At 70.1% G+C, this 22,485-nt stretch carries 16 protein-coding genes; 13 read left to right on the plus strand and 3 right to left on the minus strand.

Annotated features, from left to right (window positions below):
• Positions 1 to 30: 30 nt before the first annotated feature.
• Positions 31 to 1,560: a DHA2 family efflux MFS transporter permease subunit gene (locus GAS53_RS50745; protein WP_225859630.1), complete on the minus strand. Its 1,530-nt coding sequence runs from the start codon at positions 1,558 to 1,560 to the stop codon at positions 31 to 33.
• A 74-nt stretch (positions 1,561 to 1,634) separates the two neighbouring features.
• On the opposite strand from GAS53_RS50745, the gene GAS53_RS50750 reads away from it, so the two are divergent.
• From GAS53_RS50750 to GAS53_RS50780, 7 genes are all read left to right on the plus strand, one after another.
• Positions 1,635 to 2,258, plus strand: coding sequence for a TetR/AcrR family transcriptional regulator (locus GAS53_RS50750; RefSeq protein ID WP_225859631.1), 624 nt, complete (start codon positions 1,635 to 1,637; stop codon positions 2,256 to 2,258).
• Positions 2,259 to 2,511: 253 nt separating this feature from the next.
• Entirely contained in the window at positions 2,512 to 4,767 is a 2,256-nt protein-coding gene (locus GAS53_RS50755; RefSeq protein WP_151484624.1) for an MMPL family transporter, read from the plus strand.
• Positions 4,745 to 5,317, plus strand: a complete 573-nt coding sequence (locus GAS53_RS50760) for a GNAT family N-acetyltransferase (protein WP_151484625.1) — start codon at positions 4,745 to 4,747, stop codon at positions 5,315 to 5,317. Before GAS53_RS50755 ends, GAS53_RS50760 begins: the two co-directional genes overlap by 23 nt.
• A gap of 76 nt (positions 5,318 to 5,393) precedes the next feature.
• On the plus strand, positions 5,394 to 5,999 hold the full coding sequence (locus GAS53_RS50765; RefSeq protein ID WP_151484626.1) for a hypothetical protein: 606 nt from the start codon (positions 5,394 to 5,396) through the stop codon (positions 5,997 to 5,999).
• Positions 6,000 to 6,174: 175 nt separating this feature from the next.
• On the plus strand, positions 6,175 to 6,369 hold the full coding sequence (locus GAS53_RS50770; RefSeq protein ID WP_151484638.1) for a hypothetical protein: 195 nt from the start codon (positions 6,175 to 6,177) through the stop codon (positions 6,367 to 6,369).
• A 182-nt stretch (positions 6,370 to 6,551) separates the two neighbouring features.
• A complete protein-coding gene (locus GAS53_RS50775; RefSeq protein WP_151484637.1) occupies positions 6,552 to 9,605 on the plus strand; it encodes a helix-turn-helix transcriptional regulator in 3,054 nt (1,017 codons plus the stop codon).
• A 94-nt stretch (positions 9,606 to 9,699) separates the two neighbouring features.
• Positions 9,700 to 9,927 carry a DUF6191 domain-containing protein gene (locus GAS53_RS50780; protein WP_151484627.1) on the plus strand — a complete coding sequence of 76 codons (228 nt, stop codon included), beginning with the start codon at positions 9,700 to 9,702 and terminating at the stop codon, positions 9,925 to 9,927.
• A gap of 82 nt (positions 9,928 to 10,009) precedes the next feature.
• Here GAS53_RS50780 and GAS53_RS50785 read toward each other — a convergent pair whose 3' ends face one another.
• Both GAS53_RS50785 and GAS53_RS50790 read right to left on the minus strand, forming a co-directional pair.
• Positions 10,010 to 11,215, minus strand: coding sequence for a PQQ-dependent sugar dehydrogenase (locus GAS53_RS50785; RefSeq protein WP_151484628.1), 1,206 nt, complete (start codon positions 11,213 to 11,215; stop codon positions 10,010 to 10,012).
• A 126-nt stretch (positions 11,216 to 11,341) separates the two neighbouring features.
• The gene (locus tag GAS53_RS50790; protein ID WP_151484629.1) at positions 11,342 to 12,349 is read right to left on the minus strand and encodes an aldo/keto reductase; all 1,008 of its coding nucleotides are present in this window, start codon (positions 12,347 to 12,349) and stop codon (positions 11,342 to 11,344) included.
• Between the two features lie 75 nt (positions 12,350 to 12,424).
• Here GAS53_RS50790 and GAS53_RS50795 point away from each other — a divergent pair, with 75 nt between their 5' ends.
• The 6 genes from GAS53_RS50795 to serA all read left to right on the plus strand — a co-directional run bounded on the left by GAS53_RS50795 (position 12,425) and on the right by serA (position 22,357).
• Positions 12,425 to 13,366, plus strand: coding sequence for a 2-hydroxyacid dehydrogenase (locus GAS53_RS50795; RefSeq protein ID WP_151484630.1), 942 nt, complete (start codon positions 12,425 to 12,427; stop codon positions 13,364 to 13,366).
• A 197-nt stretch (positions 13,367 to 13,563) separates the two neighbouring features.
• Entirely contained in the window at positions 13,564 to 16,695 is a 3,132-nt protein-coding gene (locus GAS53_RS50800) for a putative bifunctional diguanylate cyclase/phosphodiesterase (RefSeq protein ID WP_151484631.1), read from the plus strand.
• 228 nt (positions 16,696 to 16,923) lie between these two features.
• Positions 16,924 to 18,795 carry an acetolactate synthase large subunit gene (locus GAS53_RS50805; protein WP_151484632.1) on the plus strand — a complete coding sequence of 624 codons (1,872 nt, stop codon included), beginning with the start codon at positions 16,924 to 16,926 and terminating at the stop codon, positions 18,793 to 18,795.
• 30 nt (positions 18,796 to 18,825) lie between these two features.
• Complete coding sequence (gene ilvN, locus GAS53_RS50810) at positions 18,826 to 19,353, plus strand: acetolactate synthase small subunit (protein WP_151484633.1); 528 nt, start codon at positions 18,826 to 18,828, stop codon at positions 19,351 to 19,353.
• A 160-nt stretch (positions 19,354 to 19,513) separates the two neighbouring features.
• Positions 19,514 to 20,515 carry a ketol-acid reductoisomerase gene (gene ilvC / locus GAS53_RS50815; RefSeq protein ID WP_151484634.1) on the plus strand — a complete coding sequence of 334 codons (1,002 nt, stop codon included), beginning with the start codon at positions 19,514 to 19,516 and terminating at the stop codon, positions 20,513 to 20,515.
• Between the two features lie 252 nt (positions 20,516 to 20,767).
• On the plus strand, positions 20,768 to 22,357 hold the full coding sequence (gene serA, locus GAS53_RS50820; RefSeq protein WP_151484635.1) for a phosphoglycerate dehydrogenase: 1,590 nt from the start codon (positions 20,768 to 20,770) through the stop codon (positions 22,355 to 22,357).
• The last annotated feature ends 128 nt before the right edge of the window (positions 22,358 to 22,485 follow it).

Raw genomic sequence — 22,485 nt, forward strand, 5'->3', positions numbered from 1 at the left:
AAACGCCGGACGGGCTGATTGGGCTCGTGCTCAATTACTGGACGGGCGGGAGCGTGGCAGCCGCAGCGCCATCGGCAGCGCCAGCGCCAGCAACCCCACCCCGCACAGCAGCGTCGTACGGAATCCGGCCGTCGCCGTCAGCAGCAGAGCCGTCAGTGCCGTGCCGACGGACGCGGACATCTGCAGGATGATGCTCAACGCCGTGCTGCCGGCGGCGACTTCGGAGTCCGCGAGGCCGCGCGTGGCGGAGGCCATGACGGGCATGTTGGTCATGCCGACGCCGGTGCCCATGACGGCGAGGGAGGCGACCAGGCGCCAGTACGGGGTGTCCGAGCCGGCCTGGACGGCGAAGGCGAGGAAGCCCGCGGCGGCGACCAGGACGCCGGGTACGACGATGGCGCGCGTCGCGACACGGTCCGAGACACGGCTGGAGAACTGCATCACCGTGCCGCTGAACAGGAACTGAGGGGCCATCAGAAGCCCGGCCTCGGTGGCGGACAGGCCGCGCTCCTGCTGCCAGTACAGCGGTACGAGGATCATCGAGCCGAAGTACGCGGCCGAGAACGGCACCATCGTCGCCACCGCACGGCCCACCGACGCTCTGCGCAGCAGCCGCAGGTCGAGCAGGGGGTGGTCCGCCCGCAACGCCCGTACGACGAAGGCGGCCACCAGCGCCGTACCGGCGACGAGCGGGACGACGACCCCGGGAGTGCCGAAATCGCCGCGTTCGCCGCCCAGCGTCAGCCCGTACAGCAGGGCCGCGAGACCTGGAGAGAGTGTCAGCAGTCCTGCCAGGTCCAGCGGGCGGCGGATCCGCTCGTCGTCGCCGCGCATCACACGCGCCCCGAGCAGCAGGGTGAGGGCGCCGACCGGGACGTTGACGAAGAAGATCCAGCGCCAGGAGAGCGAGTCGGTGAAGACGCCCCCGAGGATCGGACCCGCCATCGGGCCGATGAGGACGGGGATGCCGAGGATGCCCATCATCGTGCCCTTGCGCTCGGGCGGGGCGGCGCGCAGGACCACCGTCATCGCGACGGGCACGATCATGCCGCCGCCGAGCCCCTGCAGCACACGGAACGCGATCAGCGAACCGGCGTTCCAGGCAAGGCCGGTGAGCGCCGAGCCGAGTGTGAAGAGCGTGACGGCGGTGAGGAAGACCCGCTTGGCGCCGTACCGGCCGACCGCCCACGCGGTGACCGGGATGACGGTCGCCAGCGCGAGCGAGTAGCCGGTCACCGTCCACTGGATGACGGACAGCGGCGCGTCGAAGGCACGCGACAGGTGGTCCAGCGCGACATTGACGATGGTCAAGTCGAGCACCGTCATGAACGAGCCGAGGACCACGACGCCCGCGAGGGCCAGCACGTGCCGGGGTATGGGCGGAAGAGGCGAACCCCCGTTCCGCCCGTTCCCCTCGGTCTGCGTCGGCAGGGTGGCGCTCATCGTGCCCCGTACGCGGTGTGGGTCGAGAACGAAGTCGAGAAGGAAGTCGAGAAGGAAGAGGTCGTGGATGAGTTCCTCATGGATGAGTTCGTCATGCCGAAAAAGTACAACGTTCATGGCAGCAAGTGCAACGATCGTTGTAAATTTCCTGGTCCGGATACCGTGACTCGCGACAGGAAGGGGCAGGGCGCGTGAGACAAGGGCTCGCGGAGAAGCGGCAGGCGATCGTGCGAGGGGCGCGCCGGGTCTTCGGGCGCGACGGCTACACCCGCGCCGGTATCGACTCCATCGCGAAGGAGGCCGGGGTCTCCACCCGCACGATCTACAACCACTTCCCGGAGGGCAAGGCGCAGCTCTTCCGCGTTGTCGTCGTGGAGGGGTCGGAGGAGGTCGTACGGGCCCATATCGACGCCATCGACCGACGGCTGTACAAGGTCACGGACCTGGAGGCCGATCTCGTCGACTTCGCGCACGCCTGGATGTCGCCGATGTACCGGTACGGCGACCACTTCGCCGTCGTACGGCAGCTGCGGGCCGAAGTCGGCCACATCCCGCAGGAGTTCCTGGATGCATGGCGCGCCTCCGGCCCCGACCGCGCCCTCAAGGAGGTGGCCGCCCGCTTCGGGGAGCTCGCCGGCGAGGGGCTGCTCGACGCCCCGGATCCGGAGCGTGCCGCGACCCACTTCCTGTGGCTGACCCTCGGCGAGATCAGCGAGCGCACATACCAAGGGGCTCGTTCCATGCCGGACGAGGAGCGGAACGAGCTGATCGTGTCCGGGGTGCGGGCGTTCCTGCGGGGTTATGAACAGCGCTGAGGCCGTACGCGTACTTCATGTTGTCGATCGGGGGTGCATCGGCACCGATGCACCCCCAATGGTGTGCCTGCGGACGCCGTGAGGGACGACAGAGTTCATTGAATTGTCGTGTGAACTGTCTCCCACTCTTGTGATTAACCCCATGAATGCGGCAAACGATCATTTCCGGCTGCAAGAGTGATTGCGCATTCGTCATGCGTTCTTTGCGGGCAGTTCCCGATAAAGATCCACAAAACACCCAGGGAGCTGGTCCGTGGCAGCCCTAGCACGTTGGTGTGTCCAGCACCGCCTCGTCGCCGTACTGCTCTGGCTCGTTGCCTTCGGCGGGATCACCGCCGCCGCTGCCGTCGCCGGGTCCGCGTACTCGAACGACTACGAGGCGCCGGGCACCGAGTCGGGCCGCGCCACCCAGCTCCTCCAGGACGGCTTCCCCGGCTTCGGCGGCGACAGCGACACCGTCGTCTGGCACTCCAGCCCGGGCACGGTCCGCGCCGCCGACGTCGAGCAGACCATGAGCCGAACCCTCGACGAGATCGCCGGCCTGCCCGGAGTGGCCGCGGTCGCCGGCCCGTACGAGGGCCACGGTTCGGGCCAGATCAGCGGCGACGGACGTACGGCCTACGCCACCGTGACCTTCGACGACTCGGCCGAGAACATCGACCAGGGCGAGGCCGAGGCCGTCGTTGCGGCCGCGAAGGCCGCCGAGACGGACGGGCTCCAGGTCGAGCTGGGCGGCAGCGCCATCGCCCTCACCGAGTCCTCGGGCGGACACATCGCCGAGGTCGTCGGCGTGATCGTCGCCGCCGTGGTCCTCTTCCTCGCCTTCGGCTCGCTCGCCGCCTCGCTGCTGCCCATCGCCACGGCCCTGGTCAGCGTCGGCACCGCGTACGCCGCGATCGTGCTGCTCGGGCATGTGATGACCGTCGCCGACTTCGCACCGATGCTCGGCATGCTGATCGGGCTCGGCGTCGGCATCGACTACGCGCTGTTCATCGTGACCAGACACCGCCGCGGCCTGAAACGCGGTCTTTCGGTCGAGGAGGCCGCGCGGAACGCGGTGACCACCACCGGGCGCGCGGTCGTCTTCGCGGGCGCCACCGTCTGCATCGCCCTGCTCGGCATGCTCATACTGCGGCTCGGCTTCCTCAACGGCGTCGCGATCGCCGCGTCGCTCACCGTGATCCTCACCGTCGCGGCCTCCGTGACCCTGCTGCCCGCGCTGCTCTCCTTCATCGGCATGCGCGCCCTCAGCCGCCGCGAGCGCCGCCGCCTGGACGAGCACGGGCCCCAACCGGAGATACCCACCGGCCTCGCCGCCCGCTGGTCCGCCTTCGTCGAGCGGCACCCCAAGCTCCTCGGCGGCGTCGCCCTGGCCGTCATGGCCCTGCTCGCGCTCCCGACGCTCTCGCTGCACCTGGGCACCTCCGACCAGGGCAACAACCCGGAATCGGCCACCACACGGCAGGCCTACGACCTGCTCGCGGACGGCTTCGGCCCCGGCCTGAACGGGCCGCTGACCCTCGTCACGCAGGTCGGCGGGGCCCAGGACCGGCTCGCCCTCGACAACCTCGACGCCACGCTCCGGGCCACCGAAGGCGTCCGGACGGCGACCCCGGTGACGTACAACATCGACGGCGACACCGCGTACCTCAGCGTCGTACCGGAGTCCTCGCCGCAGTCCCAGAAGACCAGTGAACTCGTCGACCGGCTGCGCACCGAGGTGCTGCCGCGGGCCGAGACCGGGACCACGCTCGACGTGCAGGTCGGCGGCATGACCGCCGCATACGACGACTTCGCCGACGTCATCGTCGGCAAACTGCCCCTCTTCGTGGGCGTCGTCATCGGCCTCGGCTGTGTCCTGCTGCTGCTCGCCTTCCGCTCCATCGGCATCCCCCTGAAGGCCGCCGCGATGAACGTCGCGGCCGTCGCCGCCGCCTTCGGAGTCGTCGTCGCGATCTTCCAGTGGGGCTGGGGCAGCGAACTGCTGGGCCTCGGCCGCGCGGGCCCGATCGAACCCTTCCTGCCCGTGATCATGGTGTCCGTGCTCTTCGGGCTCTCCATGGACTACCAGGTGTTCCTGGTCAGCAGGATGTACGAGGAGTGGCTGGAAACCGGCGACAACCGGCGGGCCGTCCGGGTGGGCCTCGCCGAGACCAGCCGTGTGATCAACTCCGCCGCCGTGATCATGATCTCGGTCTTCCTGGCCTTCGTGCTCAGCGGCGACCGCGTCATCGCCATGTTCGGCATCGCACTCGCCGCCGCGGTCGCCCTCGACGCCTTCGTGCTGCGTACGCTCCTGGTGCCCGCCCTCATGCACATGCTGGGCGGCGCCAACTGGTGGCTGCCCGGCTGGCTCGACCGGCGCCTGCCGCGCATCAGTATCGAGGCACCGGAAATCCGTACCGCCGACTCCGACGCCCGTGCGAGGATCCCGAAGGCGCGCGACGAAGCGCTCGTGGATGTACTCGCGAAGGAGCGGCAGCAGGATGTACGCGATATCCCTGGGTGACGACGGCGGCGAACTGCGGCCCCTGGAGCCGTGGCAGGCCGAGGAGTTCCTCGCCCATCTCGACCGCGGGCGTGAGTTCGTACAGCAGTTCATCCCCTTCGGGTCACGTGCCACGGATGCCGATGCCGCGCGGGAGCTGCTCCAGTCGTGGGCCGACAAGAAGGCCGCCGACGCGGGCAGCCTGCACGGGATCTGGCTGGACGGGAAGCTCGTCGGCGGAGTGCTCTTCCGGATCTTCGACGCCGAGCACGGCAACTGCGAGCTCGGCTGCTGGCTGGAGCCCGCGGCGGCGGGCCGCGGCCTGATCACGCGCGCGGCGCGGGTCCTCATCGACTGGGCGGTCGACGAGCGCGGCATCCACCGCGTGGAGTGGTACGCCGCCTCCGCCAACGAGCCGAGCCTGAACGTGGCGCGGCGGCTCGGCATGCGCCGTGAGGGCGTCCTGAGGGAGAGCTACCCGTACCGGGGCGTACGACAGGACAGGGAAGTCTGGGCGGTCCTCGCGGACGAGTGGCGGGCCGCACGCGCGCGCGTGCGGGACGACAAGTGAGGCGATAAGCCGACTCGCGCGTGAGGATCTTGGGATCTTTAAGAAATTCTCAGACAGCGTCCGTACCGTGCGGGGCATGGGAACCAAGACAGAAGACGAGGCCGGAGTCAAGACCGGCACCGAGGCAAAGCGCGACGAGGAGGCCGTGGAGCTCACCAAGAGCGACGAGACTGCAGCGATCGGCGAGGTCGAGGCGGCCGAAGGCACCGATGCGGCCGATGACCAGGCCGATTCCGAGGTCCTGGGCGAGGACGACGAGGCCGCAGACGCGGCCGCCGGAGGTTCCGGCGTGGGCCTGGGTGCCGCCGCCGTCGTCTCCGCCGGGCTCGGCATCGTCTCGCTGACCGGCAGCTGGGTCGGCACCGTCGCGCAGGCGCGCGACTCGCTGTACGGCCAGCTGGAGACCGCTCAGAGCGCCGGTGTGGCCGAGCAGATCCAGCAGGTCTACGGCGACTCGTGGAACGCCAACGCGCTGGTCGCCGGGTTCTTCGCGCTGGCCGCGCTGATCGTCGGCGTCGTGGTGCTGATCCGCCCCGCGTTCGGGAACCCCGACCGGATCCCGGCCCAGTCCCCGTGGGTCAAGTCGGTCGCCTGGGCGGGCGTCTCGCTCGGCGTCGTCGGCCTGCTGCTGGCCGTCCTCAAGTACTCCGACATCCTCCTCTCCATGCCGTCCACGAGCTGAAAACCGCACGTCCTGAGGGGCCTTAGGCCCGGCGTAAGACACTTACGGCGGGACTAAGGCCCTTCGTGCGCGCAAGATGCGGAACTCTCCCGATGTGGCGCACCCCCCTTGGAGACGAAGGTTGAGGCATCGCAAAAGAGCGAAGCCGACAGTGACTCACCACGAGGGGTACGAGATGTTCGAGTACGAGCTCCAGCAGATCCGTTCCGCGGAAATGATCCGCGAGGCCCACAACTACCGCCTGGCCCGCGAGGCCGTCCGCAGCCGCCGCGCCGCCAAGCGCGAGGCCGCGCGATCCGGCCGCGAAGACAGCGAGGGGCGGGTGCATACCAACCGCCAACGCCGGCACTGGTTCGCACGCGCCGCATGAGCGCCGGCCCACGGGAGGGCGGTCGTACGGGGGTCGACCGTCCTGAGAGGGGTGGGGGCACGGTGACCGCTCTCCCGATCGCCGGCCGCCCCGTGCCTGTGGGCCCGTCCGCCACCGCGGACGGGCCCACAGGCACGGTCAGGCCCTCAATAACCAGTGCCGCGGTGTCGGACCCCTGTGCGATGCTCGGCGCTGTGGAGACCAGGTCCGTCAGTCCGGTCTTCGTCGGCCGGGCCGACGAACTGGGCCTACTGAACGACGCGCTCGCCCGCGCCACCGCGGGCGAGCCACAGGCATTGCTGCTCGGCGGCGAGGCCGGCGTCGGAAAGACCCGGCTCATCGAGGAGTTCGCCACCGCGGCCTACCGCGAGGGTGCCGTCGTGGCGATCGGCGGCTGCGTCGAGATCGGCGCCGACGGGCTGCCCTTCGCGCCCTTCTCCACCGCCCTGCGCGCTCTGCGCCGCCAACTCCCCGACGAACTGGCCGACGCGGCCGCTGGGCAGGAGGAGGAGCTGGCCCGGCTGCTGCCCGAGCTGGGCGACACCTCACGCGGGCGGCACGACGAGGACGGCATGGCCCGCCTCTTCGAACTCACCGCCCGCCTCCTGGAGCGCGTCGCCGCCGACCGCACGGTCGTCGTCCTTCTGGAAGACCTGCACTGGGCGGACGCCTCGACGCGCCACCTCCTCGCCTACCTCTTCCGCACACTGCGCAGCGGTCGCCTCCTCGTCGTCGCCACCTACCGCGCCGACGACATCCACCGCCGCCATCCACTGCGCCCGCTGCTCGCCGAACTCGACCGGCTGCGCACGGTCCGCCGGATCGAACTCGGCCGCTTCAGCCACGCCGAGGTCGGCCGCCAGATCGCCGGAATCCTCGCCAGCGAGCCCGACCCGGCCCAGGTCGACGAGATCTTCGCGCGCTCCGACGGGAACGCGTTCTTCGTCGAGGAGCTCGCGGTGGCCTCCCACGACGGCTGCCGCACCGGCGGCCTCACCGACTCCCTGCGCGATCTGCTGCTCGTCCGTGTCGAGAGCCTGCCCGAGGGATCCCAGCGAGTCGCCCGGATCGTCGCCGAGGGCGGCTCCACCGTGGAGTACCGGCTGCTCGCCGCCGTCGCCCGGCTCACCGAGGACGACCTCATCGAGGCGCTGCGGGCCGCCGTCGGCGCCAACATCCTGCTCGCGACGCCCGATGGGGACGGCTACCGCTTCCGCCACTCCCTGGTGCGCGAGGCGGTCTCCGACGACCTGCTGCCCGGCGAGCGCTCCCGCCTCAACCGCCGATACGCGGAAGTGATCGAGGCCGATCCCACGCTCGTCCCGGCCGACGAGCGCGCCGCCCGCCTCGCCAGCCACTGGTACCACGCGCATGACGCCGCCAAGGCCCTGCCCGCCGTCCTCGACGCCTCCGTGGCGGCCCGCCGCCGGCACGCCTACTCGGAACAACTGCGGCTCCTGGAACGGGCGATGGAGCTGTGGGACATGGCCCCCGAGGCCGTACGCGCCGAACTGCGCCCCGTCGACTACACCGAGATCTACCCGCCCTGCGGTTGCGACCCGGCCACCACACCGCTGCGCTACCTCGACCTGATGGCCGAGGCCGCCGTCGCGGGCCGGTTCGGCGGGGAGCGCGAACGCGCCCTGAAGATCACCAAGCGAGCGCTGCACATCCTGGAGGACGAGGGCGATCCGCTGCGTTCCGCCTGGTTCTGGACGCAGCGTTCCCGGCTCGTCGAGTCACTGGCCCGGGGCGACGGGTGGCAGGAGCTCGCCACCGCCCAGGAGTTGGTCCGGGGACTGCCGCCGTCCGAGGTGCACGCCGACGTCCTCGCCAACGTCGCCCACTGGTCGATGTGCCACAAGCCGGGCCCGGAGGCACTGCTGGCCGCCGAACGCGCGGTGGAGTACGCCCGCATGGTGGGCGCCCGCGACATCGAGCTGAACGCGCGGCTCACCCTGGGCGGGCTTCTCGTCGAGTCGGGCGACATCGAGGCGGGGCTCGCCGAGGTGCACGAGGTCAAGGAGCGAGCGGAGGAGCTCGGCGCCGGCTATGTGGTGGGCCGCGCCCATGTGAACCTGCCGTCCCACCTGGAGGGCATCGGCCGCTCCCAGGACGCCGTCCGGATCCTTGAGGAGGGTGTCCAACTGGCCCGGAAGTTCGGCCTGTTGGACACCGAGGCCTGGGTCTGGGGCAACCTCGCAGAATCTTGCTACTCCCTGGGACGCTGGGACGAGGCCAGTGAAGCCGGGGTCAACTCCGAGCGGGTCGGCCAGAGTGCCAAGCCCCGGGGCTTCCGCGCCCAGCTCCACTGCATGCTCGCGCTCGCCCGGGGCGACGTGGCCGAGGCCGGCCGCCAACTGGCCGCCGCCCGTGGCCACTTCGGCACCCATGACATCGTGCCCCAGCACGCGCTGCCGCTGATCACCCTCGCGATCGGCATCGCCGCCGGCGAGGGCCGCCTCCTCGACGCCCGCGCGGAGCTGGACGCAGCTCTGAGTACCGGATTCCCACCGGGCACCCACCGCTACGGCTGGCCCCTCCTGCTCGCCGCCGCGACCGCCGAGGCCGACGCACGCGGACTGCCCGTCGCCGAACAGGGCCGCGCCGACCTCCTGGAGCGCATCCGCAGAGCCGCCAAGCAACTCGCCACGAACGTGCCCGTCTGGCAGGCACACGAGCGCTGGGTACGGGCCGAGCTGCTGCGCGCCGAGGGCCGGGACACCCCGGACGACTGGTCCGAGGCGCTCGCCGCCTACGAACCGCTCGAGCGTCCCTACGACCTCGCCCGGGTCCGCCACCGGCTCGCCGAGTCCCTGCTGGCCTCCGGCGGCGGCGAGGAGGAGCGGGACCGCGCCACCGAACTGCTGCGGCTGGCCGGGGCGGTGGCCGACCACCTCGGCGCGCGCCCGCTCGCCGACGCGGTCGCCCTGCTCGCCCAGCGCGCCCGCCTCACCCTCGCCCGCGCCCCCGAGCGGTCCTCCCTCGCTCCCGCCGACCCGGCCGAGGCGCTCGGCCTCACCAGCCGCGAGCGCGACGTCCTGCGTCTGGTCGCCGTGGGCCGCAGCAACCGCCAGATCGCCGAGGAACTCTTCATCTCCCCGAAGACGGCCAGCGTCCACGTCTCCAACATCCTCGCCAAGCTGAACGTCTCGGGCAGGGGCGAGGCGGCGGCGGTGGCACACCGGATGCGGCTGTTCCCACCGGAGACGGCCGCCGCCCGGACAGCCGGGTGAGATCCACTCGCCCGGGACGGCGGGTGAGATCCACCGGATGTGATCCACAGGGTGAGGTCTACGCTGTAAGAGACCCCGGGCCGAGGGAGGCACCGTGTTCAACATGATCGAGCAGCTCTTCGCACCAGGCCGCAAGCACACCGATGAGGAGCGCAAGCGGCTGGAGCTGAGCCGCGTGGACCTGAACGACGGTGACCCCGGGCGGGGCCCGATAGACCTGTCCTCCGGCAAGGTGGTCGTACGCCTGCCGGCACAGCCCGAAGCCGAGCCGGACGCCGCGACCCCCGACGTAGGCACCCCAGCCTCAGAGTCCCCCGACTAGGCACCCTGCCTGCACTGCCTTCACTGCCTTCGGGCGTCCTGCCTCACCGGCGTCCTGTCTCACCTCCGGGCTTCCAGGCGTCCTACTTCACCTCCAGCTGCAGAATCTTGTCGTCCCCGCTCTCCGGAGAACCCCGTCCGTCTGTCTCGCTCGTCACCAGCCACAGCTTGTTGCCGCCCGCCGAGACCACCGTGCGCAGGCGGCCGTAGTCGCCCTCCAGGAAGGCCTGGGGGTCCGCCGAGGCCTCCGTGCCGCGCAGGGGGATGCGCCAGAGCCGCTCGCCGCGCAGGCCCGCCATCCAGATGGAGCCCTCGGCGTAGGCGATGCCGCTGGGGGAGGCGTCCGCCACGCCCCACTGGGCGATCGGGTTGTGGTACTTCGAGTCGTCGGACTTGCCCTCAGCGTCCGGCCAGCCGTAGTTGTCGCCCGGCTTGATGTGGTTCAGCTCGTCCCAGGTGTCCTGGCCGAACTCCGAGGCGAACAGGCGCTGCTTGGAGTCCCAGGCCAGGCCCTGCACATTGCGGTGGCCGAATGTGTAGATCGGCGAGTTGAACGGGTTGCCCGGAGCCGCTTCACCGTCCGGGGTCAGGCGGAGGATCTTGCCGCCGGTGGACTTCTTGTTCTGGGCGAGCTCGGTGACATACGTCTCGCCCGTGCCCACGTACAGCATCTTGTCCGGGCCGAAGGCGATCCGGCCGCCGTTGTGGTTCGTGCCCTTGGGGATGCCCCTGAACACCGTGTCGGGCGCGCCCAGTTGCTCACCGGACGGTTTCTTCTCGTCGTACAGCATGCGGACGATGCGGTTGTCCGAGTCCGAGGTGAAGTACGCGTACACCATGTGGTCCGACGCGTACGACGGTGAGAGCGCCAGGCCCATCAGGCCGCCCTCACCGGCGGGGGCGACTCCGGGCACCGAGCCCAGCTCGGTCTTCCTGCCCGTCTCCCCGTCGACCCGGGTGATCGTCCCCTCGTCCCGCGAGGACACCAGGAGGTCGCCCTCGGGCAGTGGCGCGAGGCCCCAGGGTGTCTGCAGGCCCTCGGTGACGGTCCGCACGACCTTCACGGAGCCCTTGGCGGGCGGGGTCTCCTCGGCCGCCTGCTCCGAGGCCGGAGCCGAGGCCCCCGGCTCCGTACTACTCGGAGCCGCGCTCTTGCCGCCGTCCGACTCCTCCCCGTCACCGGAGGAGCACCCGGCCGTCAGCAGGAGCGCGGCTGCGGCCAACACGGCCGTCACAGCTCGACGTTGCACGATCAGGATCCCTTCGACGCGGCAGGTTCTACTTTTCATACACCGCTCGCGCCCCACGGGTTCCCGATCACGGAACCTCAAATCGCCGGACCCCGCACGAACCGTACGGTTCAGGCCCAAGATCCCCCCTCAGGCCCAAGATCCCTCTCAAACCCGAGGCCCTTGTCAGTCCCAGGACCCCTGCGCCGAAGGCAACCCCGCCACCTCCGCGAGATCCTCCGCCGTCAGGCGCAACCCGGCCGCCCCGGCGTTCTCCGCCGCCCAGCACTCCCGCTTCGTCCCAGGCACCGGCACCACGTGCCGCCCCCGCGAAAGCACCCACGCGAGCGCCACCTGCGCGGGGGTGACGTCCGCTCCTCCTGCCGAGTGCCGGGCGGCGATACGCCGCAGACCGACGACGATCGGCTGGTTCGCGGCCATCATCTCGGCGGTGAAGCGGGGGTGCCGGGCCCGCACGTCGTCGGGTTCGAAGCCCTCACCGGGGGTGAGCGTCCCGGTCAGGAAGCCGTTGCCGAGCGGCATCGCCCCCAGGAAACCGACGCCGCGCGCCTCGCACCACGGCAGCAGACCCTCCAGGGCCTCCGGCGACCACACCGACAGCTCGGCCTCCACCGCGCTCACCGGGAAGACCTGCTGCACCCGCTCCAGCTGCCGGATCGTTCCGTCGTGCAGCCGTGCCCCCGACCGGCGGCCGGAGCGCGCGCCCACCGCACAGAGCCCGAGCGCCCGCACCTTGCCCGCCGAGACGAGCTCCGCCATCGCGCCCCACGTCTCCTCGACCGGCACCTCCGGATCCGCGCGGTGCAGCTGGTAGAGGTCGATGACGTCCGTCTGCAGGCGTCGCAGCGAGGCGTCGCAGGCCCGCTTCACATAGCCGGGGCGGCCGTTGGCCACGATGTGCTGCTCGCCCACCAGGAGGCCGACCTTGGTCGACACGAAGGCCTCGGAGCGCCGCTCCTTCAGTACGCGCCCCACCAGCAGCTCATTGGTGAACGGCCCGTACATGTCGGCGGTGTCCAGGAGCGTCGCACCCCGGTCGAGGGCCGCGTGCACGGTCCGCAGCGACTCGTCGCCCCGCTGCCGCGAACCCGAGTACGCCCAGCTCATCGGCATGCACCCGAGACCGACAGCCCCCACCTCGAGCGCCGCCGCCCCGATCGTCCTGCGCTCCACCTGGCCGTACCCTCCCTTTCCTGGCACCCCAAACTAACCTCTGCGTCTCCAGGTGCTTCGCATAGCCTCCTGACCATGACGTACGAAGTGTGGCTTCCGTTTCACGCAGACGACCTCGACGGCCTCCCCGAGGGCCCCAACTACCGCTTCTGGAACGGCGAGCAGGACTTTCCCGCCGATCCCGCCGACTGCGCCTTCTATGTCGTGCCCTATATGAAGAGCAGTGACATCTCGGTGCGCCCCCTGGCCGACATGACGTCCGTGCAGGTCGTGCAGACGCTGTCCGCCGGTATCGACCACGTCCAGCCGGGACTCGAACTGCTCCCCAAGGGCGCACGGTTGTGCAACGCGCGCGGGGTGCACGACGCCAGCACCGCGGAGCTCACCCTCACTCTGATCCTCGCCTCCCTGCGCGGCATCCCCGACTTCGTCCGCGGGCAGGACCGCGAGGAGTGGCGGTCCGGATTCCGTCCCGCGCTCGCCGACAAGTCCGTACTGATCGTCGGTTACGGAGCGGTCGGCGCCGCCATCGAGGACCGGCTCGCGCCCTTCGAGGTCGCGCGGGTGGCGCGCGTCGCGCGCTCCGCACGCGAAACGGCGCGCGGTCCCGTGCATCCGATCACCGCACTGCCCGAACTCCTCCCGGAAGCGGACGTGGTGGTCCTCATCACGCCGCTGACCGAGCAGACGAAGGGCCTGGCCGGCGCCGACTTCCTGGCGCGGATGAGGGACGGGGCGCTCCTCGTGAACGTCGCCCGCGGCGGTGTCGTCGACACGAAGGCGCTCCTCGCCGAGCTGGAGAGCGGCCGGCTCCGGGCGGCCCTTGACGTCACGGATCCCGAACCGCTGCCCCCGGGACACCCGTTGTGGCATGCGCCGGGTGTGCTCATCAGCCCCCACGTGGGCGGCCCGACGTCCGCGTTCTTCCCGCGCGCCAAGCGGCTCCTGGTGGACCAGTTGAACCGTTTCGTGAACCGGGAGCCCCTGCGGAACGTGGTCCTTACGACGGGCTCGTAGTCCGCTTCGGGTACCCTCCGCAGTCTCCCGAATGCGGGCCGTGTCCGTATCCCCGCTGATCGTCACGGAGCGTAGAGAGGCTATGTCCCTGAGTGACGATACTGGTGTATCGTCCCGACAGGGGATGCGCCGCGCACCGTTCGGCGCCGGGGATTGACACAGGAACTGCGAGGGGGGCGACGGGCGATGCACGGCCTATGGAGCAACGATCCGACGCGGCGGAGCCGCCGACGGCGACCCTGGTGTGTACCGACGCGCAGACGAGGCCACGGCGGCCATCATCACCGAAGGCCCAGCGGTCGCAGAAGGCATCCACATCCGGCACACCGGGACCAGAGGGACTCGGGGGCGGCGCGGACCGGAGAGACACAGTGAGCTCCCCGGGGGCGCTGCTGGCCCGTCGTCCGATCTCGAGTGGCGGGGCGAGCCTGGTCCCGCAGCTCGTGCTGGCCCTGGTGTGCGCGGGCTACGCCGTCGGTTCCGCGCTCGGCTGGGGCTCGCAGAGACTCGCGCTGATCATGGGCGACTTCGGGCTGAGCGCGGCGGCCGCCGCCGCGGCCGTCTCCTGCTTCCTGTGCGCCCGCGGCCGGCGCAGCCGCTTTCGACCCGCATGGCTGCTGTTCTCGCTCTCCTCCGCGATGGCGGCGGCGGGCAACCTCGTCTGGGGATGGTACGAGGTCGTCCTGGACAGGCCGGTGCCCAGTCCGAGCTACGCCGACCTGTTCTTCCTGTGCTTCGCGCCGCCGGCCATCGTGGGACTGCTCGTCCTCGCCAGACGGCCGGTGAGCAAAGCCGGCTGGGTCTGTCTGGCCCTGGACGCCTGGCTGATCGGCGGCTCACTGCTCACGCTCGCCTGGAGCCTCGCGCTCGCCCAGGCGGCGAAGGCGGAGGGGCCGACCGTCGCGCACACCGCGCTGTCGCTCGCGTATCCGCTGCTGGACATCGCCCTGGTGAGCATGGTGCTCGCACTGCACTTCAGGCGCTCGTCGGTGAACCGCTCCGCGGTGAACACCGCCATCGGCGCACTGGCCCTGACAGTGATGTGCGACGCCCTGTTCACCTCACCACTGCTGCACAACGACTACCGCTCCGGGCAGCTGCTCGACGCCGGCTGGTTCGCCGGATCACTGCTGCTCGCGTACGCCCCCTGGGTGGGGCAACGACACGGACACACGGAAGAAGAGGGGCACACGCGCGTGGTGTACGGCTACGTGCCCGGGCCCCGGCAGGGACAAGCGGCACACGTGCCCCTCCAGGAAGGAGGTCACAGTCGATATCCGGCCGGCCGGCCCATCACCAGTTCACTGGCAGCGCTCACTCCCTACCTGGCCGCCGCCGTCTGCACGCTGGGGATCCTCTACAACGTGCTCAACGGCCGCAGCGTCGACCGCGTGGTGCTGATCACCGGCGGCACGGTCGTGCTCGCCCTCGTCGTGCGCCAGGGCATCATGCTCATCGACAACATCACCCTCACCCACGAACTGGCGCAGAAGGAGAACCACTTCCGCTCCCTGGTGCAGGGCTCGAGCGACGTCATCATGATCGCCGCTCCGAGCGGCATACTCCAGTACGTGAGCCCGGCCGCGGCCGGGGTCTACGGACGGCCCGCCGAGGAGCTCAGGGGTTCCGAACTCGCCTCGCTGATCCACCCGGAGGACCTGGGCTGCGTGGTGCACGAGGTGCGCCGCTTCCTCGCCGCCAGCCCCGCCGAGGAACCCACCACCCGCATCGAGTGCCGCTTCAAGTCCGGCGACGGCGGCTGGCTCAACGTCGAGTCGACCGTCAACCGCCACGACGGCGGCCTCATCTTCAACAGCCGAGATGTGACCGAACGGGTCCGCCTCCAGGCCCAGTTGCAGCACAACGCCGAGCACGACCCGCTCACCGACCTGCCCAACCGCGCCCTGTTCACCAAGCGTGTCGGACAGGCGCTTTCCGGCCGCCGCTCCTCGGACCGCGGCACCGCCGTCCTCTTCATCGACCTCGACGGCTTCAAGGCCGTCAACGACACCATCGGGCACCAGGCCGGCGACGAGCTCCTCGTCCAGGCCGCCCGCAGACTCCAGGAAGCGGTCCGGCAGAGCGACACCGCCTCCCGGCTGGGCGGCGACGAGTTCGCGGCCCTGATCGTCGGCGACGGAGGCCGCGACCGCACCGCACGCGAGCACCAGATCTTCGAGCTCGCCGACCGGCTCCGCGTGACCCTCTCGCAGCCGTACACCATCGACGGCAACGATGTCCGGGTCGCCGCGTCCATCGGCGTCGCCTTCTCCGAGCCCGGCCTGGGCGCGGGCGAGCTGCTGCGCAACGCGGACCTGGCGATGTACCGCGCGAAGGCGGCGGGCAAGGGCCGCGTCGAGCTGTACGCGCCGCAGATGCAGCAGGACGTCGTACGGAGGGCCCAGCTCGCCACCCGGCTGCGGGCCGCGCTGCACGACGGCGAGTTCGCGCTGCTGCACCAGCCCGTGGTCTCTCTCGACACCGGCCGGATCACGGCGGTCGCGGCGCAGGCGCGCTGGCGCTCGGCCCAGGGCGTGCTGTTCACACCCGCCGAGTTCCTGCGTGTCGCCGAGGACAGCGACCGCACCGCCGAGCTCGGCCGCTGGATGCTGGAGGAGGCCGTCGAGCAGGCCTCCGAGCGCGCCGCCACCGGGCTCGCCGTGCCCGTCGCCGTCCGGATGACCGCCCGCCGGCTCCTCGACCGGTCCATGCCCCTCAGCTCCGTCGAGGCCCTGCTGACCCGGCACGGCCTCCCCTCCGGCGCCCTGGTCGTCGAACTGGCCGAAACAGACCCCAAGGTCTCCATGGACGAGCTGGAGCGCCGCCTGAACACGCTCAGGCGCCTCGGCGTCCGGATCGCCCTGGACGGCTTCGGCAGCGGCTACGCCTCGATCACCGCACTGCGCCGCCTCCCCGTCGACGTACTGAAACTGGACCGCAGTCTGGTCGAGGGTGTCGTAGAGTCCGCCCGGCTCCACAAGATCACCAGCGGGCTGCTGCGTATCGCGAACGACCTGGGGCTGCAGACCGTGGCCGACGGCGTGGATCTGCCCGAGCAGGTCATCGCCCTGCGCTCGATGGGCTGCACGCACGGCCAGGGCGGGGCCTTCTCCGGGCTCCTGGACGAGTACCGACTGCGCCGCGCGCTGACCGCCGGCGCCTACCCGATGCCCCACGGCCCCGTCGAGCCGGTCTTCGTAGGAGGTGGCAGCAGTGGCGTCTACGCAGGTGGGGGCACGAGCGCGTATGCGGCCGGGGCGGCCTCGGGGGCGTACGGAACCGGCACCGCCCTCCGCTCACATAATGAGACTCCCGTCCCACCCACTTGACACGCACAGTGTGCCGGGGGGAGGGTCTGTGCCATGCGCACCCGAATTCTCGTACTTGGAAAGCGCGTCGGCTGAGCTGGGACGCACCGGATCGATGAACCGGAACTCCCAGCGACCGCACCCGGCGCGCTCCCCTCGCTTGCCTCACGGCACGAGGGGTTTTTTGTTGCACAAGCACCAGTCGTACATCGCACAAACTTCGCAAAAACCCTCAGCATCGAGAAGAGAATGCCGATGACCGAGCAGGCCACCGGGGCCCACCACCCGCAGCCGCGGCCCCGTTCCGGAGGACAGCAGTCCGCCCCCGAGCAGGTGACGGGAGCGCAGTCCCTCATCCGTTCTCTCGAGGAGGTCGGGGCCGAGACGGTATTCGGCATTCCCGGCGGTGCGATCCTTCCGGCCTACGACCCGCTGATGGACTCCAAGCGGGTGCGGCACGTGCTCGTCCGTCATGAGCAGGGCGCGGGCCACGCGGCCACCGGCTACGCGCAGGCCACCGGCAAGGTCGGCGTCTGCATGGCCACCTCAGGACCGGGCGCCACCAACCTGGTGACCCCGATCGCCGACGCGCACATGGACTCGGTGCCGCTCGTGGCGATCACCGGGCAGGTCGCGTCCAAGGCGATCGGCACGGACGCCTTCCAGGAGGCGGACATCGTGGGCATCACCATGCCGATCACCAAGCACAACTTCCTCGTCACCAAGGCCGAGGACATCCCGCGGACGATCGCGGAGGCCTTCCACATCGCCTCCACCGGCCGCCCGGGACCGGTCCTGGTCGACATCGCCAAGGACGCCCTCCAGGCGCGGACCACCTTCCAGTGGCCGCCCACCCAGGACCTGCCCGGCTACCGCCCGGTGACCAAGCCGCACGCCAAGCAGATCCGCGAGGCCGCCCGGCTGATCACCCAGGCCAAGAAGCCCGTCCTGTATGTCGGCGGCGGCGTTCTCAAGGCCAACGCCACCGCCGAGCTGAAGGTCCTCGCAGAACTCACCGGAGCGCCCGTCACCACCACACTGATGGCGCTCGGCGCATTCCCCGACAGCCACCCGCTGCACGTGGGAATGCCGGGCATGCACGGTTCGGTCACCGCCGTCACCGCGCTGCAGAAGGCCGACCTGATCGTCGCCCTCGGAGCCCGCTTCGACGACCGCGTCACCGGCAAGCTGGACAGCTTCGCCCCGTACGCCAAGATCGTCCACGCCGACATCGACCCAGCGGAGATCGGCAAGAACCGCGCCGCGGACGTGCCGATCGTCGGTGACGCCCGCGAGGTCATCGCCGACCTGATCCAGGCCGTCCAGAAGGAGCACAGCGAGGGCGACCAGGGCGAGGCCGCCGGGCCGAAATACGCAGCCTGGTGGAAGGACCTCAACCGCTGGCGTGAGACCTACCCGCTCGGCTACGAGCAGCCCGAGGACGGCTCGCTCTCCCCGCAGCAGGTCATCGAGCGCATCGGACAGCTCGCGCCGGAGGGCACGGTCTTCGCGGCGGGCGTCGGCCAGCACCAGATGTGGGCCGCGCACTACATCCAGTACGAGAAGCCCGCGACCTGGCTGAACTCCGGCGGCGCCGGGACGATGGGCTACGCGGTTCCGGCCGCGATGGGCGCCAAGGCGGGTGCCCCGGATCGTACGGTCTGGGCGATCGACGGCGACGGCTGCTTCCAGATGACCAATCAGGAGCTCACCACCTGCGCCCTGAACAACATCCCGATCAAGGTCGCCATCATCAACAACGGCGCCCTCGGGATGGTCCGCCAGTGGCAGACCCTCTTCTACAACCAGCGCTACTCCAACACCGTGCTGCACAGCGGCCCGGAGGCGGACGGCAAGCAGCCCAGCGCTGGCACCCGCGTCCCCGACTTCGTGAAGCTGTCGGAGGCCATGGGCTGCTACGCGATCCGCTGCGAGTCGCCCGATGACCTCGACAAGGTCATCGAAGAGGCGAACTCGATCAACGACCGCCCCGTCGTGATCGACTTCATCGTCCACGAGGACGCGATGGTGTGGCCGATGGTCGCTGCCGGCACCTCGAACGACACGATCATGGCCGCGCGGGACGTCCGTCCCGACTTCGGCGACAACGAAGACGACTGACTGAGAGCCGTAGGTAAAGGAAGCAGACCCATGTCCAAGCACACGCTCTCCGTCCTGGTGGAGAACAAGCCCGGTGTCCTCGCCCGGATCACCGCCCTGTTCTCCCGCCGCGGCTTCAACATCGACTCGCTCGCCGTCGGCGTCACCGAGCACCCCGACATCTCGCGCATCACCATCGTGGTGAACGTGATCGAGGAACTGCCGCTCGAACAGGTCACGAAGCAGCTCAACAAGCTCGTCAACGTCCTGAAGATCGTCGAGCTGGAGACGTCGTCCGCGGTTCAGCGCGAACTCGTTCTGGTGAAGGTGCGCGCCGACAACGAGACGCGCTCCCAGATCGTCGAGATCGTCCAGCTGTTCCGCGCCAAGACCGTGGACGTCTCCCCGGAGGCCGTCACCATCGAGGCCACCGGCGGCAGCGACAAGCTGGAGGCCATGCTCAAGATGCTGGAGCCCTTCGGCATCAAGGAGCTCGTCCAGTCCGGCACGATCGCCATCGGCCGCGGCGCGCGTTCGATCACGGACCGGTCACTGCGCGCCCTCGACCGGTCGGCATAAGGCGCGTCCGGTCCACGGACGACTCGTACAGGATTCACGTACGACTGGAAACGGGCGGTGGGAGAGCCGCCGACCGCCCGTATTCCGAGACCCCGAAACGTCCCTTCCCCCTCCCGCCGTACGGTGGGACGTAACACCCAGCACACTTAGGAGAGACCCAGTGGCCGAGCTGTTCTACGACGACGACGCCGACCTGTCCATCATCCAGGGCCGCAAGGTCGCGGTCATCGGTTACGGCAGTCAGGGCCACGCCCATGCGCTGTCGCTGCGTGACTCGGGTGTCGATGTCCGGGTCGGTCTGCACGAGGGCTCCAAGTCCAAGGCGAAGGCCGAGGAGCAGGGGCTGCGCGTGGTGAGCCCGGCGGAGGCGGCCGCCGAGGCCGACGTCATCATGATCCTCGTGCCGGACCCGATCCAGGCCCAGGTCTACGAGGAGCACATCGCGCCGAACCTGAGCGACGGGGACGCGCTGTTCTTCGGCCACGGGCTGAACATCCGGTTCGGGTTCATCAAGCCGCCGGCCGGCATCGACGTGTGCATGGTGGCGCCGAAGGGTCCGGGCCACCTGGTGCGCCGGCAGTACGAGGAGGGCCGCGGCGTGCCGTGTATCGCGGCCGTGGAGCAGGACGCGACCGGCAACGGCTTCGCGCTGGCGCTGTCGTACGCCAAGGGCATCGGCGGCACCCGGGCCGGGGTCATCAAGACGACGTTCACCGAGGAGACCGAGACCGACCTGTTCGGTGAGCAGGCGGTGCTTTGTGGTGGTACGGCGGCGCTGGTGAAGGCCGGGTTCGAGACGCTGACCGAGGCGGGCTACCAGCCGGAGATCGCCTACTTCGAGTGCCTGCACGAGCTGAAGCTGATCGTGGACCTGATGTATGAGGGCGGCCTGGAGAAGATGCGCTGGTCGGTCTCGGAGACCGCCGAGTGGGGCGACTACGTGACCGGTCCGCGGATCATCACGGATGCCACCAAGGCCGAGATGCGGAAGGTCCTCGCGGAGATCCAGGACGGCACGTTCGCCCAGGCCTGGATGGACGAGTACCACGGCGGTCTGAAGAAGTACAACGAGTACAAGACCCAGGACGAGAACTCCCTCCTGGAGACCACCGGCAAGGAGCTCCGCAAGCTCATGTCGTGGGTCAATGACGACGAGGCGTAAGCCGTAGGGACGGGGCCGCGGTGATTCGCCGCGGCCCCGTTGCCGAACCTCCGGTAACCCGCTTGTCCATGGTGTCCAGCCACGGACGAGTGATCCTTCCGTGGAGACGTAAGACGACCTCCGCGGCGGCACTAGACTGCTGCACTACATACGCGTCAGGCCCACAACGTCGTGCGTCTTCCACGCGGCTAGCACCCTCCACCGCCTGCGGCCGTCGGGACGGCCGTCCGCATTGGACCTGTGAGGACTCACGTGAGCTCGAAACCTGTCGTACTCATCGCTGAAGAGCTGTCGCCCGCAACTGTCGACGCCCTGGGCCCGGACTTCGAGATCCGGCACGTCAATGGCGCGGACCGGGCTGAGCTGCTGCCCGCCATCGCCGACGTCGACGCGATCCTGATCCGTTCGGCCACCAAGGTCGACGCGGAGGCCATCGCCGCCGCCGGCAAACTGAAGGTCGTCGCACGAGCCGGCGTCGGCCTGGACAACGTCGACGTGTCCTCGGCCACCAAGGCCGGCGTGATGGTCGTCAACGCCCCCACCTCGAACATCGTGACCGCCGCCGAGCTCGCCTGCGGTCTCCTCGTCGCCACCGCGCGCAACATTCCGCAGGCCAACTCCGCGCTGAAGAACGGCGAGTGGAAGCGCTCCAAGTACACCGGCGTCGAGCTGGCCGAGAAGACCCTCGGTGTCGTGGGTCTGGGCCGCATCGGTGCGCTTGTCGCCCAGCGCATGTCGGCCTTCGGCATGAAGGTCGTCGCGTACGACCCGTACGTACAGCCCGCTCGCGCCGCGCAGATGGGCGTGAAGGTCCTGTCGCTGGACGAGCTGCTCGAGGTCTCCGACTTCATCACCGTCCACCTGCCCAAGACGCCCGAGACCCTCGGTCTCATCGGCGACGAGGCGCTGCACAAGGTCAAGCCGTCGGTCCGGATCGTCAACGCCGCGCGTGGCGGCATCGTCGACGAGGTCGCGCTGTACTCCGCGCTCAAGGAGGGCCGCGTCGCCGGCGCCGGCCTCGACGTGTACGCGAAGGAGCCCTGCACGGACTCCCCGCTCTTCGAGCTCGACCAGGTCGTCTGCACCCCGCACCTCGGTGCCTCCACGGACGAGGCTCAGGAGAAGGCCGGTATCGCCGTCGCCCGCTCGGTGCGGCTCGCCCTCGCCGGTGAGCTGGTCCCGGACGCGGTGAACGTACAGGGCGGTGTCATCGCCGAGGACGTCAAGCCGGGCCTGCCGCTCGCCGAGAAGCTCGGCCGCATCTTCACCGCCCTCGCGGGCGAGGTCGCGGTCCGCCTCGACGTCGAGGTGTACGGCGAGATCACCCAGCACGACGTCAAGGTGCTCGAACTCTCCGCGCTCAAGGGCGTGTTCGAGGACGTCGTCGACGAGACCGTGTCGTACGTGAACGCCCCGCTGTTCGCGCAGGAGCGCGGCGTCGAGGTGCGGCTGACCACGAGCTCGGAGTCCCCGGACCACCGGAACGTGGTGACCGTGCGCGGCACCCTCGGCGACGGCCAGGAGGTCTCGGTCTCCGGCACCCTCGCCGGGCCCAAGCACCACCAGAAGATCGTCGCCGTCGGCGAGTACGACGTGGATCTGGCGCTCGCCGACCACATGGTCGTCCTCAACTACGCCGACCGTCCCGGTGTCGTCGGCACCCTCGGCCGGATCCTCGGCGAGGCCGGCATCAACATCGCCGGTATGCAGGTGTCCCGCACCGACCTGGGCGGCGAGGCGCTGGCGGTGCTGACGGTGGACGACACGGTTCCGCAGGCGGTTCTGACGGAGCTGGCCGAGGAGATCGGGGCCACGCAGGCCCGGTCGGTCAACCTCGTGTGAGGGTGCCCGCCACTGGGGGCTGCGCCCCCGGACCCCCGCTGTCGGCCTGGCGGCCTCGTCCTCAATCGCCGGACGGGCTGTTGGATGCCGGGCGAGCCTGAAAGTGCCGGGCGGGCTGGAGTCTCCAG

Source organism: Streptomyces albicerus (assembly GCF_008905045.1).
Taxonomy (GTDB): domain Bacteria; phylum Actinomycetota; class Actinomycetes; order Streptomycetales; family Streptomycetaceae; genus Streptomyces; species Streptomyces albicerus.